Source organism: uncultured Thiohalocapsa sp., from assembly GCF_913063425.1.
Lineage (GTDB): Bacteria > Pseudomonadota > Gammaproteobacteria > Chromatiales > Chromatiaceae > Thiohalocapsa.
The window spans coordinates 16441-34474 of record NZ_CAJXYK010000018.1 but is presented as its reverse complement, the minus strand read 5'-3'; the positions used below and the strand labels follow the sequence as shown (position 1 = coordinate 34474).

The window sequence follows — 18034 nt, the reverse complement described above, 5'->3', positions numbered from 1 at the left end:
ATGGTGTTGGAGGATTTCCCGGGCCATAGGCGCACCATCCTAGCCCGCTTCTGGCTTTGTCTGCCGTATCGGGCAGTCTGCTGGCCTGGGGTTACACCAGCGACAGCAGCGTGCAGGCCCCTGGTGGTTGGGGCAGCGGCTTTGCGCAATCCGATACGACCATGCGGAGCACGAACGGCTTCGTGACAGCTGCCGCGCTGCGCTAGAGTATCGGGATAGATTCGTTACCGCATTGCTGTCAACAGCCGTTCTGTGGGATTGCCAGGATGTCCGTCGAAGAAATCAAGGCCAAGCTGCAAGCCGAGCTGCCCGAGCTGCTGCGGCAGGATGCGGGCTTTCGTGCGTGGCTGGAAGACCTCATTCGCAGCACGGCGGTCAGCGTCGAGAGCTTCGACGCCCGCTTCGACCGGGTCCTGAGGGAGTTTGCGGCCGAGCGGGAGGAACAGGCACGCAAGTGGGACGAGCAGAAGCGGGCCGACCAGGAACGCCAGGAAGCGCAGAACCGCAAGTGGGACGAGCAGAAGCGGGCCGACCAGGAACGCCAGGAAGCGCACAACCGCAAGTGGGACGAGCAGAAACGGGCCGACCAGGAACGCTGGGAAGAGCAGAACCGCAAGTGGCACGAGCAGCACCGCGCCGACCAGGAACGCTGGGAAGAGCAGAACCGCAAGTGGCACGAGCAGCACCGCGCCGACCAGGAACGCCAGGAAGAGCAGAACCGCAAGTGGCACGAGCAGCACCAACTCAACATGAAGACGCTGGAGGAGATCCGGAAAAGCCGCGTCCGCCAAGAGCAGGTGATCGGGGCGCTCGGCGCACGCTGGGGTCTCGCCTCAGAGGCCAGCTTCCGTGCTGCGCTGAAGGGCATTCTGGAGGAGTCCTTCGGTGTCGAGGTGATCAACGTCAACGAATTCGACGACGAGGGGACCGTCTTCGGCGTGCCGGATCAGGTCGAGATCGACATCATCGTGCGCAACGGCGAGCTGATCCTCTGCGAGCTGAAGTCGTCCATGTCGAAAGCGGACATCTACACCTTCGAGCGCAAGGTCCAGTACTACCAGCGTCGCCACGGCCGCACCGCCAGCCGCAAAATCGTCATCTCGCCGATGGTCCGGCCAGAGGCGCGGCCGGTGGCGGAGCGCCTGGGCATCGAGGTCTTCGGCTCCGCCGACGAGGTACCCGTGTCCTAGCCTCCGGGGGCGCACGCAGCCGTCGAGCCTTCACCCGCAAGGCCCGGCACCAGGCGCGTCACTCCAACGCCCCGCTCGTAGTCGTTGTCGGAGCCCAAGCCGCCGCGATTGCGCGGAAAACCAGGGACCTACCACGTTTTTTGATCGCCACGGCGCTCCAGCGTCGCGACGCATCCGGCGCCGCTCCAGCGGCGCGTGGCTGAGCGCGGGGTCGGCGGGGGTCGGGCGTCCTCGGCCACGGGCCGCTGGAGCGTGTAGAGCGGCGCCGCGGTTCTCGCGGTGGGGCTTGGCCAGCTGGTTCTGCACGTGCTTGCGCACCGTCGACGGGTGCTGCATCGCAGTGCGGGGATCATCCCAAAGAAAAGCGAGCCGACGCGGGACGCCAGCCCGGGTTAGCATCGCCGCCTGCAAGCTGATCGAAACAACCGCCCCGCGCACAGGTGCTTGCGCTGGGCCGCCAGACCACCGGAGACCCGCGATGCCTGTCTCGTTACTTGCCGCATGGCTGATGGCCGTCCAGCTCATGCTGCTCGCGCCGAGCGCTGTGACCGCCGCCGAAGTCGCCCCCATCGAGATCGACATGCCGCTGCATAAGGTCTCCGAGCACGTCTACTACGTGCGCGGGGTGCCGGGCATTGCCACCGACAATAAGGGCTTCATCTCCAACGCGGCCGCCATCGTCACCGACGACGGCATTGCCGTGGTGGACGCGCTCGGCTCGCCCTCGCTCGCCAAGCGCTTCATCGAGGAGATCCGCAGGGTCTCGGATGCGCCCATCAAGACCGTCATCGTCACCCACTACCACGCCGACCACATCTACGGTCTGCAGGTGTTCCAGGACCTGGGCGCCCGGATCATCGCCCCCGGCGGCTTCCAGGACTATCTGAGCTCGCCGGCGGCCGAGGAGCGGCTGACGGAGCGGCGCTTCTCGCTCGACCCCTGGGTCAATGACGACACCCGGCTGGTGCGCCCGGACGTGGTGATCGTGGAGCAGACCGAGCTCGGCCTGGGCGATGTGACCCTCGATATCCGCTATCTCGGCCCGGCCCATTCCGACGGCGACCTCGCCGTGCTGGTGCAGCCTGACAACGTGCTGATCTCCGGCGACATCATCTTCGAGGGCCGTGTGCCCTTCACCGGCAGTGCCGACACCAAGCGCTGGTTGGAAGTGCTGGAATCCCTGGACGACACCGGCATCAAGGCGCTGATCCCGGGCCACGGGCCGGCGGCCAGCGAGCCCGCGGCGGCCGTCTCCCGCACGCTGGACTATCTCAAGTACACGCGCGAGCAGATGGCGGCGGCGGTGGACGAGATGATGCCCTTTGCCGAGGCCTACGAGGCCGCGGACTGGTCACGCTTCCAGAAGCTGCCGGCCTTCGATGCCGCGCACCGGCGCAACGCCTACGGCATCTATTTGTCGCTGGAGCAGGAGATGCTGGGGGAGTGATCCCGAGTGCGAGCCAGCCCGCGTCAGAACAGCGACCGCAAGTCCAGCTCCGTCTCCGGCAGGGCGCTGATGCCCACGCGCGAGAGGTCGTGCACGCGGAACCGGGTGGTGTAGGCCCCGTCCTCGGGGTCGCGATAGACGTCCAGGTGCCTGCCCACGATGTCCACCAGCCAAACCTCGGCCACGGCGAAGCGGGCGTAGAGCGGCAGCTTGCGGTCGCGGTCGTGGGCCAGGGTGCGGTCCGCCACCTCGACGACGACGAGGATGTCCTGCGGTCCGGGGTGGGCCTGCTCGTAGAAGTCTTCGCGCCAGCGCAGCAGGGCAAGGTCTGGTTGCGGGGCGGAGAAATCGCCAAGCAACACGGGATCCTGGGCGGAGACGATGGCCGCGTCGCCGACTGCCCGGGAGAAGAGCCGAACAAAGCGCTTGACCCGGCTGGCGTGGGCGGGACCGATGGGCGGCATGTCGAAAAGCTCTCCGTCGATCAGCTCGATCCGCGCCTCGGGATCCAACACGCCGGTCTCGCCCATGCGGAAGTACTCACACACGGAGATCCGGTGGCGCTCGGGGAATTGGACGGCGACGCTGGACATGGCAGTGAATCCGATGCTCGGCTCCGGGCAGGATAGCCGAAGCGCGGGCTCAGAACCGCACCCGCACCCGATAGGTCAGCACCGTCTCGCCCTCCGCGGGCACGGTGAGCTTCCAGACCGCGGTGTTGGCGTTGCCGACGGCGTGCGGGGCGCTCTCCTCCAGCATCTTCCAGTCGCCCGGGATGCGTTCCTGCACGGTCACGGGCTGGGGCTCGGGCTTGGCGTTGCGGATGCGGATCTCGTAGGCGCTGTCGAATTCGTACTGCCAGGGGCCGGTGCCGGAGCGCTTGTCGAAGGCGGTCTGCTTGCGCTCTGCCGTCACGTCGAAGGACTCGCCGAGCTTGAGGCGCACGGTCTCGTTCTTCGGCGTGTGGTCGATGCGGTCCTCGCCGACGAACTGGGCGTTGCCGGCGGCATCGCGCTTGTAGATGCGCACCGTGCCCGCCGGCAGGGGCATGCCGAGGTTGGAGGTCTCGTCGTTGGTGAGCTCCAGGAACACGCTCACGTCCATCTCCTCGGTCAACCGGCCGCGGGCACCGCGGTAGCTGCCCGGGTTGCCGCGGACCAGGAGCTCCTTGCCGACGGTCACGCCCGGGGCGTCGAGCAGCGACACCTGCTTGGTCTGGTTGTCCGCGATGGTGGTCGGTCGCTGGAGGGTGTAGAGGTGATACTCGAACAGGCTCTCCTCGCGCATCGGCGGCGCGGCGGCGGCGCGCGGCATGGCCTCCATCATCATCATGTCCGCCTGCGGCTCGTCGGCGATGTTGACCTCGCCGGCCACCAGCTGGAGCTTGGCATCGCGGTACGCCGTGCCGCTCTGGTTGGTGAGTGTGACCCAGCCGGTAAGATCCAGGCTCGTCTCATCCGGTGCCAGCTCGCCGACGTAGTCCGCCTCCCAGCTGAGACCACCGCTGAGGTACGACAGCTCCAGCTCCCGCTCGCCGGCGGCGGCATTGTCCAGCGCCAGCACCAGGGTCGGACGGTCGCGCAGGTTGGGCGGGATGTCGCGGTAGACGATGCGCCCGGGCAGCACGCCGTTGCGGCTCGCCTCGATGCGCTGCTCGGCACCGCTGCCGATGCGCAGCACCACGCCGTCGCTGGCGGCAAGCACGGTGGCGGTCTCTTCGGTCTCCTCGCCGGTGGTGGGGTGGGTGCGCACCACGCCCACCTCGCGGCCGACGTACTTCTCCAGCAGCTTGTCCGGGGTGAGCAGGTCGAAATCGAAGTTCTGCTCCAGCACCGTCACACCCGCCGCACCGGCGGTGTCGCGCAGCAGGGCCGTCTCCGGGCGGATGCGGGCGCTCACATCGCGAAAGGCCAGGTCCAGGCGGCCCGCGGGCAAGGTGAGCCGGCGGCGGTCCTTGATGAGTGCCAGATCCTGGTTGTAGATGGTCACGGCGACGGCCGTCTGCTCCGCGAGCGTGCTGCGCTGCTCCGGCACGCCGGCGGCGAGATCGGCCCCGACCTCGCCCGCATCCTTGCGCCCGGACTCTGACTCTGCCGTGCCCGCCATGGACGCGGGGGGATAGACGGGCGGTTGGGGCGGCGGCGCTTGCGGCGGTTGGGCCATGGTCGTCTCCGTGCCGATGAGGGTCAGGGCCGCGAGCAGCGCGGCGCGGATGCCGAGGCGTGTATGCATGGGTCACCTGTCGGTGGGCGCCGGACCCTGCCGGGACCGGCGAAAACGGTCAGCGCGAGCAGTGTAAACCAGCGTCCTGCGCCAGGCGCGAGCGCACTGCAGGGATGTGTGGACAGGATCGCATCGAGATGGCGCCGACGCAGCGGCGGCGGCGGTGAAGACTGCCGGCGGGTCCCCGCCGAAACAGCCGGCCGCGCTCAACCCCTGTGCGCACTGCCTGTTTCCCACTAGCCATCACCGTCTTCCGGATCGGCTTGTCCATCAGGAGAAAGCGCAGTCAGAGGTCCGCAAAATGATGAAAGTGATTCCGCGGTTCATTTTCCCTTTGACCGGGGTCAGGTTGTTGCTCCAGAGCGAGTAGCATTGTGGCCTCCATTATGCTTCCGACCACGCGTTTTCCAGCCCTTGGCGGGCTCGTCTCCCGCAGGGATGGTGACGCGCTGCATACGCGATGAATGCCGCCGGCCGTTCTATCAACGCCTGCTGCAGGCCGGTCGGCTCTGCTGCTGGGGAGCTGTCGATGTGCTCGGCCAAGCCGGCTGGGCAAGGGACACTGTCAATCCATTTAGGTTTCGGAGAATCTGATGAGTGAGCTGAGGGTCGTGGAAGAACCGTTTAAGAACAGCGCGGGCATCACTGGTGACGGAGACACTCGACGCGGTTGGCGCCGATTGCTTCTGTCGCTGCTCATTGGCGTACTGCTGGTGGCGGTCAGCGTGCCGCTGTGGCTATGGCTCGACTACCGCCAGAACAACGTCGTGTCGAGCAATGCGTGGGTGCGCGGGCGCATTGCGTACATGGGTGTCCCCGTGGAAGGCGTCGTTGCCGATGTCCTGGTGATGGACGGTGAGCCTGTGCGGAACGGCCAGGTGATCGCGCGCCTTTGGGACCGCGACCTTCAGGCCCAGCTGGCGTCCGCGCATGCGCGGCTGGAACAGGCCGGTCGGGAGCTCGAAGTGGAGCGCCTGGCCATTGCGCAGGAGCGGCGGCGCTTGCAGAGCGTGGCGGCCAAGGCGAGCGCACAGCTCGCAGCGGCAGAAGCCCGGGCCGATAACGCCAAGGAGCGCCACGAAGTCCTGGCCTCGCTGGCAGACGCGGGTGCGACCTCGCGCGAAGGCATTCGGGAAGCCGCAACCGAGCGCCGCGCCGCCGCCGCTGAGTGGGAAGCCGCCAAGGCGGCGCATCACTCCGCCATGGTGGATCAGGAGGGCCTGAGTGTCCGGGAGTCCGGTATTGCTGTCTTCGAGTCGCGGATGGCCTCGGCGCGCGCCGAGGTCGCGGAGCGGCAGGCGGCGCTGGAAAAACGCCTGATCCGCGCCCCGGAGAACGGGCGCGTGGTGCGGCGACTCGCGGAGCCCGGCACGTCCTTGGATTTGGGCGACCCAGTCCTGTCGCTCTGGCTCGGTGATGGCGTCTGGATCGAAGCCTGGGTCGACGAGGCCGATCTGTCGGATGTCAAGGTCGGCAGCACGGCGAGCGTCACCGTCAAATCCTTGCCGGGCCGGGTCCTGACCGGTGTGGTGGAGGCCGTGAGTGCCGCGCCCGACTTCACGGTGCCCGAGTCCGATATTCCTCAGCCCTTTCACGCGCGGATGCGCAATACGCCCGTGTTTCTGGTCCGCATCGCCATGGATGATGCAGCAGCGCATCTGGTGCCGGGGCTCTCCGCGGTGGTCGGCATCAGGATTGCCGACGAGCGGTTGCCACAGCTGGCGTCCGCGTCAGCGAAGCGCACCGTTTCGCAGTAATGAATGTGTCCAACAGCAGCCGTGCCGGGCAGCACCGGCACGGCACGCGGGGGCGCGGTGTGCGCTTTCGTGCATTACCGGCGAGTGTGCTCGCCGGGGATGGCGGGGCGGCGTGCCCCGGCCGGCACATGCCGTTCCATCTGCATTGGCCTGAGGGAGCGCCGGCGAATGGCGCCAAGCGTGATTTACGCAGTGCTCCCGCTAGGGAAGATCTTGCAATCGATTTACACGGGGTATATGCGTTATGAGCACAGGCTACATTTCTCTGGTGGGTGATGATCAGGCCGGCGCCGGCCGGGAATCCCCGGGTATCGGCATTTCGGAAGCAGGGGCGTCCCTGTTACGCATCAAGCGCCCACCGCAGCCGGATGCTGCCGGTCTCGCCGGCCGCGGCGCCACGGTCTTCTGGCGCCCGAAGGGCAATCTCACGCAGCTTCAGATCACGCTGCTCGTGCTGCTGGTGATGCTGCCGTTCGCTGTGGTATCGCTGCGCATCCTGGCGCTGCCGGGCTTCATCGCAACGGGAACGCCGCTGGACACGGTTCGCGTCCTTGGCGCCTCGCTCACCGACGTCCTGTCGCTCGGCAATGCGCACGAGGAGATGCAAAGGCCCATTTTCAGTCTGCTTTTCATCCCCGCTTGCGCGCTCTTGGCGGTGCTCGCACGGCTGACCCTGGGTATTCGTGTGCTCGGCATTCGCGCCATTCTGATTGCGCTGAGCTTCTATATTGCCGGCATCGTGCCCAGCCTGGTACTCATATTTTTGACCTTCGGCCTCATTGCCTTGGCGCGACCGCGTTTGAAGCGCATGGGGCTGCCCTACTTCGCCCGCGTGTCGACGATTCTGGGTCTGGTGGCGGGGCTCATGGTGGTCGCGCTGATCGCCGGCCCCTGGCTCAAGCAGGAGACCATGTGGAGCGTGGCCTTCTTCCCGGTGGTCGTGCTGGCACTGCTGGCGGAGGGCGTTGCGCGCACGGCGGACCGCGAGGGGCTTCAGGCGGCGCAATGGCGCTTGTTCACCACTATCACGCTCGCCCTGGTCATGGCGGCCATCGGCTATCTGCCGGTGGTCACGGCGTTGCTGCTCGAGTTTCCGGAGCTCGTGCTGGCGCAGATCGCAGCGATCCTGCTGATCGCGGAGTTTCTGGACCTGCGCCTGCTGCAGGAGTGGGAAGCGAAGCGAAGCGGCTTGGCACTGCCCCGCTTGTTCTCGAACAAGGCTGCATTGAAGGTGGCCGTGGTGCGGAATCGCTCGTTCAGGAATGTCATCGCGCGTCTGGGGCAGCGTTGCCCGGAGAAGTACGGTCGGCGGTCGGTTCAGCGCATCGTCGATGCGCTGCGTGAGGGTGGCCATGAGGTACAGCTGTTCGAGGGGGATATGTCGCTGTTGCCCAGTCTGCGTGAGTACCTGCCTGCGAATTCGCGTACCGGCGAGCCCAGCGGCTTGGTGTTCAATCTCGGCTATGGCATACAGGGCGATGCGCGCTATACGCATGTGCCGGCGATGCTGGAGATGGCGGGGATTGCGTACACGAGTGCCAGTCCCCTGGGGCATGCCCTCGCGCTGGATAAAGTGGTTGCGAAGGTGCTCATGCAGTCGGCGGGTATCCCGACGCCGGCATTTTGTGTCATGGCGGACCCGAAAGACGACACCGGTGGGCTGCGCTATCCGCTCATCGTCAAGCCGCGCCACGAGTCATCGAGCTTCGGGCTGGCGGTGGTCAAGGATCGCAGCGAGCTGGAAGCGGCGGTGAGCAACATCATCACGACGTATAAGCAAGGTGCGCTGGTCGAGGAGTTCATCGAGGGACGGGAGGTCAACGTGGGGTTGATCGGCAATAACCCGGTGGAATGCCTGCCGATTGTGGAAATCGACTTCCACGGTCGAGCGGACACAGCCCTGACCCATGAGGACAAGTTCAAGACCAAGGCGGATGAGCCCGGGAAGATCTGCCCTGCACCGCTTGAAGAAGGGCTTGCGCAGCGTTGCCGCGACATCTCCATCGCCTGTTTCCTCGCCTGTTTCTGCCGCGACTATGCACGGGTCGATATCCGTATCTCGGAGTCGGGCGAGCCTTATGTGCTGGAGATCAATTCCATGGCGACCTTGGGCTGGACCGGGTCCTTCGTCACGGCTGCAAAGACGGCGGGTTATTCCTTTACGGATATCATCTGTCGGATCGTCGAGGTGGCGCGGGAGCGCTACCGGACCGAGGGTGCTTCGCAGCTGCTGGGCTTACCGGCGTCCATCGCCGCCGATCCACGCTTCATTCAGCCGGTGTTCGAGGATGTGGCGCCGCCCATGGCCCTGGCGGCAGGTGAGCGGTGATCCGCCGGGGCCGCTGACAGGGTGGCGGCAGATGGGCGGGCGGACGCTTGGGGTGGCGGCGCCTGGCACTGCCGCAGATCCCTGAGTGTGTGTGGGTCAGTCCATCGCGCCGCCATGGAACCTGACCTCACACATGGACGCGCGCCCTGTCGGCCGGCGCAGGTCGACGATGCGCAGCACTGGGTTGCTGAAGGCGAAGGAGCGGAAACGCGGTCTGATCTCCACGCAGTGGAAGCCTGAGAACAGCCGGGCGTACCGGCCAGCCTTGTCGTAGACCTCCGGCACCTGGTCCTGCATGTTCAGGCCGGCGAAATAGCGCCCGTACATGAAGCTGCTCGCGACATAGAAGTCGGGCTCATGGCCTGGCGCGTCGGCAGCGAGCCCGGAGATGTCGTGCACGGTGGCCCACGCGTCGCGGGTATATGACTCGAACACATAATTGCCCGGATGCTGCTCTACGAAGGCCGCCACGGCTTCCCGCGTGTCTCGGTTCAGGTCATAGAGCAGATTGAGCGAGACATAGCCTGGGTAGCCCAACAGCGTCAGCGCACCCAGACCCAGCAAGAGCTGCTTGTGCGCCGACGCAGCGGCGGCGAGGCGGGAGAGCAGCTTCACGAAGAAGTAGATCAATCCCGGCACCGCCGGGATCACGTAGCGCTGGAAATCCGGAAACGGCTTGGTGGGTGAGAGCTCGACCACGAAATAGGCCACCGCGATGAACAACAGCAGCACACGCTCCAGCCGGTCGAGCTTGTCAAAATTGACCGCGGCCCACAGCGAGGCCGCCACGGCGGCAAGCGCCAGCGGCAGGGTCATGCCTGGGATCAGGCTGTTCACCAGATGGAAGCTGAACAGGTGCTCCAGCGGCCTGATGCTGAGCCCATGCCCGCTCAGCGCATGCTCGCCCTCGAACAAGAAGCCTTTCAGGAAGCCTGCGGGGTCCCAGAGTATTGGGTAATTCACGATCAGGAACACGACGGCCGCGGCTGCGGCGGCATCGAGGCCCAGCCTGACATACGCCCGCGCCGGCCTCGGTGCCACCAGCAACAGCGCCAGCAGATAGACGACGCCGAGCAGCAGTGACTTGTAGTGCGAGGAGAAGGCCAGTCCGGTGGCCAGGCCGAGCAGCAGGGCCAAGTGCTGCGTCGGCTCCGCCAGGAAGCGTGCGAGCGCCAGCAGCGAGAGGTAGCAGAAGAAGGTCAGCAGCAGGTCCTCTTTGAAATAATGCGCATGGATGAGGATGATGGGCGACAGCGCCACGCCCGCGGCCACCGCAAACCCCGCCGCCACCCCGAGACGGGGCCTGGCCAGCAGATACATGAGCAGCACCAGGCCTGCTGCCGCCATGGCGGAGACCGAGCGCCCGAGCCGCGTGACGGCCTGTAGGTCCTCGGCCTGCACGCGCGCGTTGACCAGTCGCGTCGCCTGCAGCAGCAGCAAGGGATGCTTGAAATCCTGGACGAAGTCCGCCGTGAAGCCCGCCTTCTTGGACTCGTCGCTGTGGTAGTACCGGGAGAAGTCATTGCTCGCGACGAAGAGTCCGGCCGCGCACAGCACCAGCGCCACGACGCCGAGCCACTCGACCATGCGCCCGCGGGCAGCAGGGGCTTGCCGCATCGCGCCTTCGCGGCTGGTTGCCTCTGGGGTCTCGGCCAAGGTCTGATACTCCTGAAATCGACGCGGCGCGGCGGCCCGCTGCACGCGCCGGCAGCAACGACGATTATCCCGCAGGACCATGGCTCACACCGGGTGCTTCTGAGCACCGCACGGGCGGGAGACAACAGGGCCCGGCAGGGCGCTGCACTGGCCCGGATCCCGGCCGCCTCTGGGTCGCGTCGCCGCAGCCGCCTATAATCCCGGGCTTTTCTCGGAGCCCCGGTTCCAAGCCCCAGTGCCCAAGCTCGCCGCCGCCATCGCCAAGGTGGGCAGCACGACGCTGCTCTCGCGCGTGCTCGGCTTCGTGCGCGACCTGCTCGTCGCGCGGCTGTTCGGTGCGGATGCCGCCACCGATGCCTTCTTCGTCGCCTTCAAGGTGCCGAATCTGCTGCGGCGGCTGTTTGCGGAGGGCGCCTTCGCGGCGGCGCTGGTGCCCGTGCTGGAAGAGTATCGGCAAGCGCGCCCGGCGGCGGACCTGAAGGACTTCGTGGATCGCGCCGCGGGCAGTCTGGCGCTCGTGCTGTTCGCGCTCACTGCGCTCGGCGTGCTGGCGGCGCCGCTGCTGGTGCTGGCCTTCGCCCCGGGCTTCGCGGCGGATGCCGAGACTTATGTCCTGTCCGCGGCCATGCTGCGGCTGACCCTGCCGTATGCCTTTTTCATCGGGCTGACGGCCTTCGCCGGCAGCATTCTGAACACCTACGAGCGCTTCGGCGTGCCGGCCTTCACGCCGGTGCTGCTGAACCTGGTGCTCATCGCCTGCGCGCTGTGGCTCGCGCCGCGGCTCCATGAGCCCGTCATGGCGTTGGCCTGGGGGGTGCTGCTGGCGGGGCTGGTGCAGCTCGCCTTCCAGCTGCCTTTCCTGGCGCGGCTGGGGCTGCTGCCGCGCCCGCGGCTCGGCTTCCGGCATCCGGGGGTGCGGCGCATCGGCCGGCTCATGGGGCCGGCGCTGTTCGGCGTGTCGGTGGCGCAGCTGGCGCTGCTCATCGACACCCTGCTGGCGTCTTTCCTTGCCACCGGCAGCATCTCCTGGCTCTACTACTCCGACCGGCTGGTGGAGTTTCCGCTCGGCATCCTCGGCGCGGCGCTCGGCACGGTGATTCTGCCCCGGCTGGCGCGCGGCGGCGCATTGGGTGCCGTGTCGGGTGCCGGCGCCGACTTCTCCCGCATCCTGGACTGGGCGCTGCGCTGGGTGCTGCTGCTGGGCGTGCCGGCGAGCCTCGGCCTGATGCTGCTGGCGGGGCCGGTGCTGGCGACGCTGTTTCTGTCCGGCAGCTTCGGCGCGGGCGATGTCGCCATGTCGCGGCAGAGCCTGGTGGCCTATGCGGTCGGCCTCACGGGCTTCATGGCCGTGAAGGCCCTGGTGCCCGGCTATTACGGCCGCCAGGACGTACGCACGCCGGTGCGCATCGCGCTGCTGGCCATGGTCGTGAACCTGGTGCTGAGCCTGGTGCTGATGTTCCCCTTCGGCCACGCCGGGCTCGCCGCGGCGACATCCCTTGCGGCGCTGCTGAACGGCGGGCTGCTGCTGGCCGTGCTGGTGCGCGCCGGCGTCTACCGGCCGGCACCGGGCTGGCCGGCGCTGCTGCTGCGGGCGCTGGCGGCAAACCTGGTTATGGCGCTTGGGCTCTGGTGGCTCGCGGGGCCGACGGCGGGCTGGCTGACCGCGGATGGCCTCGGGCGGGTGCTGCGCCTTGCCCTGGTCATCGCCGCCGGCGCCGCCGCTTACGGTGCGACGCTGCTGCTGCTCGGGGTGCGGGCGCGGGATTTGCGTGAGCCGCCGGAGGCGGGCGGCGCATGATCATGCAGTGGCCGGCGGCGCGGGCGGTCTATAATCCGCGGCTTGATTCCGCCACAGACCCCAGCCCGAGCAACCGAGCGCGATGAGACTGATCCGGGGCCTGCACAATCTGCGCGCGCAAGACCGCGGCTGTGTCGCCACCATCGGCAACTTCGACGGCGTGCACCTGGGCCATCGCGCCGTGTTCCGCCGCCTGCTCCAGCGCGGCCAGGCCCTTGGCCTGCCGGCGACCGTGATCACCTTCGAGCCCCAGCCGATGGAGTACTTCCAGCCGGACGCGGCGCCGGCGAGGCTCACCCGGCTGCGCGAGAAGCTCGCCGCCATCCGCGCCGACGGCATCCACCGGGTGATGCTCCTGGAGTTCGGCCCCCGGCTCGCGGCCATGCCGGCGGACGCCTTCATCGAGCAGCTCCTGGTGCAGGGCCTCGGTGTGCGCTTCCTGCTGGTGGGGGACGACTTCCGCTTCGGGCGCAACCGCGGCGGCGACTTCCGGCTGCTCCAGGCCGCCGGTGCCCAGCGCGGCTTCGAGGTGGAGAACCTGCACACCATCACCCATGGCGAGGAGCGCATCAGCAGCACCCGGGTGCGCGAGGCCCTGGCCCGCGGCGAGCTGGATCAGGCCCGCCACCTGCTGGGCCGTCATTACGCCATGCGCGGGCGGGTGGCCCATGGCGACAAGCGCGGGCGCAGCATCGGCTTCCCGACCGCCAATCTGCCGCTGCACCGGCGGGTGAGCCCGCTCTCCGGCGTCTATGCCGTGACGGTGCGGGACCTCGACGGCAGTCGGCTGCCGGCGGCGCGGCCCGCCGCCTGGGCCGAGCCGTGGCCGGCGCTCTGGCCCGCGGTGGCCAATGTCGGGCACAGACCCACCGTGGATGGCCGGGACACGCGGCTTGAGGTGCACCTGCTCGATTTCGACGGCGACCTCTACGGGGCCCACCTGGAGGTGGCATTTCGGCTCAAGCTGCGGGCTGAGCAGCGCTTCGCGTCGTTCGAGGCGCTGAAGACGCAGATCGCTCGGGATGCCGCAGCGGCGCGCGCTTACCTCGGCATCGGCTGAGTGCTGTGCCGGCTCAGCCCCGCTCGCCGCTCTCCGCGCCGTCGGGCGGGTCGCCGTCATCCTTGCGTGAGGCCTCGTCGGACTCAAGGCCCGCCGCGCGCAGGAAGGTCTTATGGGCATCCACCCACAGCTCCATGTTGCGCTGGGTCATGCGGTTGATCGCGTCGAAGGGGGTCTCGCCCCAGGTCTCCGTCAGCTGCTTCTGCTGCTCGGCGAAGGCGTCCAGGGAGTGCTCCAGATAGCGTGCGAACACGCCCTGGAGGGTGCCGCCGTAGAAGCGGATGATCTGCGCCAGCATGTTCGCGGAGAAGAGCGGCTCGCCGCCCGCCTCCTCCTCCAGCATGATCTGCAGGAGGATGGAGCGGGTCAGGTCCGCGTCGTTGGCCGTGTCCAGCACCCGGAAGGGGACGCCCCGCATCACCAGATCCCGCACATCGGCGATGGTGATGTAACGGCTGAGCTCGGTGTCGTAGAGACGCCGGTTCGGGTACTTCTTGATGATGCGCTCGGTGGGCATGGCGGGCGGGGGACAGCGGGATGGTCCCCCCAGTCTAACCTACGTGCGACGGGGTTGAGCCGGCGGGGATCAACGGCGACGGCTCGGCATGATCGGATCGCCGCCGCGGGCCGGCTCTGCTCCCCGCCGCGGGGCCGCCTCAGCCCCGCTCCACCGCCAGTGCCACGCCCTGACCACCGCCGATGCAAAGCGTCGCGAGGCCCTTCTTGGCGTCGCGCTTCTGCATCTCGTGCAGCAGGGTCACCAGCACCCGGGCGCCGGAGGCGCCGATGGGATGGCCGATGGAGATGGCGCCGCCGTTGACGTTCACCTTGTCGGCGTCCCAGCCCATGTCCTTGTTGACGGACAGGGCCTGGGCGGCGAAGGCCTCGTTGGCCTCGATCAGGTCCAGGTCGGCGACGCTCCAGCCGGCCCTCTCCAGGCACTTGGTGGAGGCGGGGATGGGGCCGGTGCCCATGATGGCCGGGTCCACGCCGGCGGTGGCGAAGGCCTTGATGCGCGCAAGCGGCGTCAGGCCCAGCGCCTGCGCCTTGGCCTCGCTCATGACCACCACGGCGGCGGCGCCGTCGTTGATGCCCGACGCGTTGCCGGCGGTGACCGTGCCTGCCTTGTCGAAGGCCGGGCGCAGCTTGGCGAGCTTGTCCGCAGTGACGCCGGCGCGGGGGAACTCGTCCTTGTCGAAGATCACCGGGTCACCCTTGCGCTGCGGGATTTCCACCGGGACGATCTCGTCATCGAAGCGTCCCGCAGCCTGGGCGGCCTCGGTCTTCTGCTGGGAGTCGGCCGCGAAGGCGTCCTGAAGGTCGCGGGAGAAATCGTACTTCTTTGCGATATTCTCTGCGGTGACACCCATGTGGCAGTTGTTGAAGGCGTCCCAGAGACCATCGACGATCATGCTGTCGGTCATCTTCCAGTCGCCCATGCGCTTGCCATCCCGTGAGCCGGGCAGGACGTGCGCGGATTGGCTCATGCTCTCCTGGCCGCCGGCGATGACCACCTCGGCGTCGCCGCACAGGACGGCCTGCATGGCAAGATGCACAGCGCGCAGTCCGCTGCCGCAGACCTGGTTGATGGTCATGGCCGGCACGCTGTGCGGCAGGCCCGCGTGCAGGGTGGTCTGGCGCGCCGCGTTTTGGCCGACGCCTGCGGTGAGCACCTGGCCCAGGATGACCTCGTCGATCTGCTCGGGCTTGAGGCCGGTGCGCTCCAGCAGCGCCTTGACGACGACGCTCCCGAGCGCCGTGGCGGGCAGCGACGCGAGGCTGCCACCGAAGCTTCCGACGGGGGTACGTGCTGCGGCGACGATGACGGCGGTTTGGGACATAAGACCGATCTCCTCGGGTTTGGTGGAATGGGTCTGATCTGGGCGGGCGAGCGCCTGCCGGCCGAAGGCCGCGGGCCCGGGTGGGAAGCCTACTACGTCCGCTGTCCGGATGCCCTCGGTGCATGGGCGGGAGCTCGGGCCAGGCAACCATGCAGCATCTGTGGAACGGGGCGTGCGGCCGGTGTCGAAAGCGGTCCGGGCATCCGCCGCGGCGGGATACCGGCCGGCTGCCAGCCTTGCGGCCCCCGGGGCGCCTGCGCGCGCAAGTCTAAGGCGTTTTGTTGCAGTGCACAAATTTCCGTGCTAGCGTGACTTCAATACCACTGAGAGGAGGGCGGCAGCGACCGCAAAAAGCATGGCAGACAACACCCTGTTCGGCGATAACTGGCTCAAGCTCCAGCAGCAGTATTGGGAAGGCCTCACGGACATGAGCCGCAAGGCCATGGGCCTCGAGGCCCCGAAACAGAATCCCTGGGAAGCGGCCATGGACCAGTGGTGGCGGGCCGTCTCGCCCGCCGCGAGCGACCCCTCCAGGCAGTTCATGGACCGGCTCATGGACCAGGGCAAGGCCTACTTCGCCACCGTGGAGCGCTTCACCCGCGGCCTCGCCGGCGCCGACGCCACGGGCAACGGCTGGGATGCCCTGAACAAGACCTTCGACGACATGCAGCGCGCCTTCACCGATGCGCTCCAGGGCAATTTCGGCATGCCCGGCAGCGACCCGGGCGGCGCAGCCGAGGACGCCATGCACCGCATGCTGGGCTTCTGGGAAATGCCGCTCGACAACTGGCAGCGCATGATGTCGTCGCTCTCGCCGATGATGCCGGGCGACATGCTCCGCAACATGCCGCATGAGCAGGTCAAGGAGAGCTTCGACCGTATGCTCTCCGCCCCCGGTCTCGGCTACACCCGCGAAGAGCAGGCGCAGTATCAGGATCTGACGCGCCGCTCGCTGGACTACCAGCGGGCCTTCCAGGAGTACATGGCCTTCTTCGCCAAGCTCGGTGTCCAGGCGGTGCAGGAACTGCGGGAGCTGGTGCAGTCGCGGGCCGAGGAAGGCAAGCCAATCGGCTCCGCCCGCGAGCTCTACGACAGCTGGGTGGCCTGCTGCGAGACGGCCTACGCGGAGCAGGTCAGCACGCCGGAATATGCCCGCATCCACGGCCGCCTCGTGAACGCCCAGATGGCGCTCAAGAAGCGCATGTCCCTGATGGTGGACGAGACCCTGGGGGCTTTGAACATGCCCACCCGCAGCGAGCTGCGCACGCTCCAGGACCGCATGCAGGAGACCCGCCGCGAGAACAAGCGCCTGCGTCGCGAGCTCGATGGCATTCGCCGCCAGATCGGCGAGCGTCCGGCGATCGCCGCCTCGGCTGCGGCACCCGCGGCACCCAAGAAGAAGGCCGTTGCGCGGAAGAAGACGGCCGTAAAAACAGGGCCGGGCTGAGGACTGAGCGCTGAGCGCTGGGGCTACCGCCCCTCCCCCTCGTCACTCCCTATCAAAGCACCACCGCTGAGGACACCGCCCCCATGTTTCCAATCGACATTCGCCCTGACAAGCTTGGCGACGAGATGCTCGACTACAGCCGCAAGCTGGGTCAGGGCATGGAGAACCTGATCAATGCCGGCGAGATCGACACCGGCGTCACACCCAAAGACGCCGTCTACCACGACGATAAGCTCACTCTCTATCGCTATCGCCGCCCGTCAGACGTGGCGCAGCAGAAGGTGCCCCTGCTGGTGGTCTACGCGCTGGTGAACCGCCCCTACATGACCGACATCCAGGAGAACCGCTCCACCATCAAGGGTCTGCTCGGCACCGGTCAGGACGTCTACCTCATCGACTGGGGCTACCCGGACCAGGCCGACCGCTCCCTGACCCTGGACGACTACATCAACGGCTACCTCGACGGCTGCGTGGACCACATCTGCGACAAGCACGGCCTGGACAGGATCAACATCCTGGGTATCTGCCAGGGCGGCACCTTCAGCCTCATGTATACGGCGCTGCATCCGAGCAAGGTGCAGAACCTCGTGACCATGGTCACGCCGGTGGACTTCAAGACCCCGGATAACCTGCTCTCCAGCTGGGTGCAGAACATCGACGTCGACCTGGCCGTGGACACCATGGGCAATGTGCCGGGGGAGCTCCTGAACTGGACCTTCCTGAGCCTCAAGCCCTTCAGCCTCACGGGGCAGAAATACGTCAACATGGTCGACCTGCTGGACGACCCGGACAAGGTCAAGAACTTCCTGCGCATGGAGAAGTGGATCTTCGACAGCCCGGACCAGGCGGGTGAGACCTTCCGGCAGTTCATCAAGGACTACTATCAGAACAACGCCTTCATGGAAGGCACCGCCCGCGTCGGCGACCGGCCGGTGGATCTCAAGCAGATCACCTGCCCGGTCCTGAACATCTTTGCGCAGCAGGACCACCTGGTGCCGCCGGCGTCGTCCAAGGCCCTGAACGGCATGACCGGCTCCGAGGACTACACCGAGCTCGCCTTCCCCGGCGGGCACATCGGCATCTATGTGAGCGGCAAGGCGCAGAAAGAGGTCACCCCCGCCATCGGCAACTGGCTCAACGAGCGCAGCTGAGCCGCCGGCGCGTCAGGGACGGCGCGTGGCCCTGGCCCCAAGCCACGGCCGCGCACCCTGCCGCGCGCCGACCTGCGCCGCAGAGGAGAATGGGTGATTACCTCATCCATCAACAAGTGAAACATTGACTGTCCG

13 protein-coding genes are annotated in these 18034 nt (G+C 67.4%); 8 read left to right on the top strand and 5 right to left on the bottom strand.

Going from position 1 to position 18034, the window contains the following annotated elements:
* The first annotated feature begins 266 nt into the window (after positions 1-266).
* Both QZ607_RS11730 and QZ607_RS11725 read left to right on the top strand, forming a co-directional pair.
* Positions 267-1190, top strand: coding sequence for a DUF3782 domain-containing protein (locus tag QZ607_RS11730; protein WP_295882821.1), 924 nt, complete (start codon positions 267-269; stop codon positions 1188-1190).
* A gap of 478 nt (positions 1191-1668) precedes the next feature.
* A complete protein-coding gene (locus tag QZ607_RS11725; RefSeq protein WP_295882820.1) occupies positions 1669-2637 on the top strand; it encodes an MBL fold metallo-hydrolase in 969 nt (322 codons plus the stop codon).
* 23 nt (positions 2638-2660) lie between these two features.
* Here the strand turns inward: QZ607_RS11725 and QZ607_RS11720 are convergent, their stop codons facing one another.
* Together QZ607_RS11720 and QZ607_RS11715 are read right to left on the bottom strand one after the other, a co-directional pair.
* Positions 2661-3230, bottom strand: coding sequence for a Uma2 family endonuclease (locus tag QZ607_RS11720; protein WP_295882819.1), 570 nt, complete (start codon positions 3228-3230; stop codon positions 2661-2663).
* A gap of 49 nt (positions 3231-3279) precedes the next feature.
* Entirely contained in the window at positions 3280-4869 is a 1590-nt protein-coding gene (locus QZ607_RS11715) for a DUF4139 domain-containing protein (RefSeq protein WP_295882818.1), read from the bottom strand.
* A gap of 584 nt (positions 4870-5453) precedes the next feature.
* On the opposite strand from QZ607_RS11715, the gene QZ607_RS11710 reads away from it, so the two are divergent.
* Together QZ607_RS11710 and QZ607_RS11705 are read left to right on the top strand one after the other, a co-directional pair.
* Positions 5454-6617, top strand: coding sequence for an HlyD family efflux transporter periplasmic adaptor subunit (locus tag QZ607_RS11710; protein ID WP_295882817.1), 1164 nt, complete (start codon positions 5454-5456; stop codon positions 6615-6617).
* A gap of 244 nt (positions 6618-6861) precedes the next feature.
* Positions 6862-8946 (top strand): 7TM domain-containing protein, encoded by a 2085-nt coding sequence (locus tag QZ607_RS11705; protein WP_295882816.1) that lies wholly within the window; start codon positions 6862-6864, stop codon positions 8944-8946.
* 96 nt (positions 8947-9042) lie between these two features.
* Here the strand turns inward: QZ607_RS11705 and QZ607_RS11700 are convergent, their stop codons facing one another.
* Complete coding sequence (locus QZ607_RS11700) at positions 9043-10602, bottom strand: glycosyltransferase family 39 protein (RefSeq protein WP_295882815.1); 1560 nt, start codon at positions 10600-10602, stop codon at positions 9043-9045.
* Between the two features lie 235 nt (positions 10603-10837).
* On the opposite strand from QZ607_RS11700, the gene murJ reads away from it, so the two are divergent.
* Positions 10838-12400 carry a murein biosynthesis integral membrane protein MurJ gene (gene murJ / locus QZ607_RS11695; protein WP_295882814.1) on the top strand — a complete coding sequence of 521 codons (1563 nt, stop codon included), beginning with the start codon at positions 10838-10840 and terminating at the stop codon, positions 12398-12400.
* An 82-nt stretch (positions 12401-12482) separates the two neighbouring features.
* Positions 12483-13460: a bifunctional riboflavin kinase/FAD synthetase gene (gene ribF / locus QZ607_RS11690; RefSeq protein WP_295882813.1), complete on the top strand. Its 978-nt coding sequence runs from the start codon at positions 12483-12485 to the stop codon at positions 13458-13460.
* A gap of 13 nt (positions 13461-13473) precedes the next feature.
* On the opposite strand, the gene phaR is transcribed toward ribF, so the two are convergent.
* Both phaR and QZ607_RS11680 read right to left on the bottom strand, forming a co-directional pair.
* Positions 13474-13977, bottom strand: a complete 504-nt coding sequence (gene phaR, locus QZ607_RS11685; protein WP_295882812.1) for a polyhydroxyalkanoate synthesis repressor PhaR — start codon at positions 13975-13977, stop codon at positions 13474-13476.
* Positions 13978-14116: 139 nt separating this feature from the next.
* Positions 14117-15301 (bottom strand): acetyl-CoA C-acetyltransferase, encoded by a 1185-nt coding sequence (locus QZ607_RS11680; protein ID WP_295882811.1) that lies wholly within the window; start codon positions 15299-15301, stop codon positions 14117-14119.
* Between the two features lie 355 nt (positions 15302-15656).
* On the opposite strand from QZ607_RS11680, the gene phaE reads away from it, so the two are divergent.
* Positions 15657-16748: a class III poly(R)-hydroxyalkanoic acid synthase subunit PhaE gene (gene phaE, locus QZ607_RS11675; protein WP_295882810.1), complete on the top strand. Its 1092-nt coding sequence runs from the start codon at positions 15657-15659 to the stop codon at positions 16746-16748.
* Between the two features lie 83 nt (positions 16749-16831).
* Positions 16832-17899: a class III poly(R)-hydroxyalkanoic acid synthase subunit PhaC gene (locus QZ607_RS11670; RefSeq protein ID WP_295882809.1), complete on the top strand. Its 1068-nt coding sequence runs from the start codon at positions 16832-16834 to the stop codon at positions 17897-17899.
* Positions 17900-18034 lie beyond the last annotated feature (135 nt).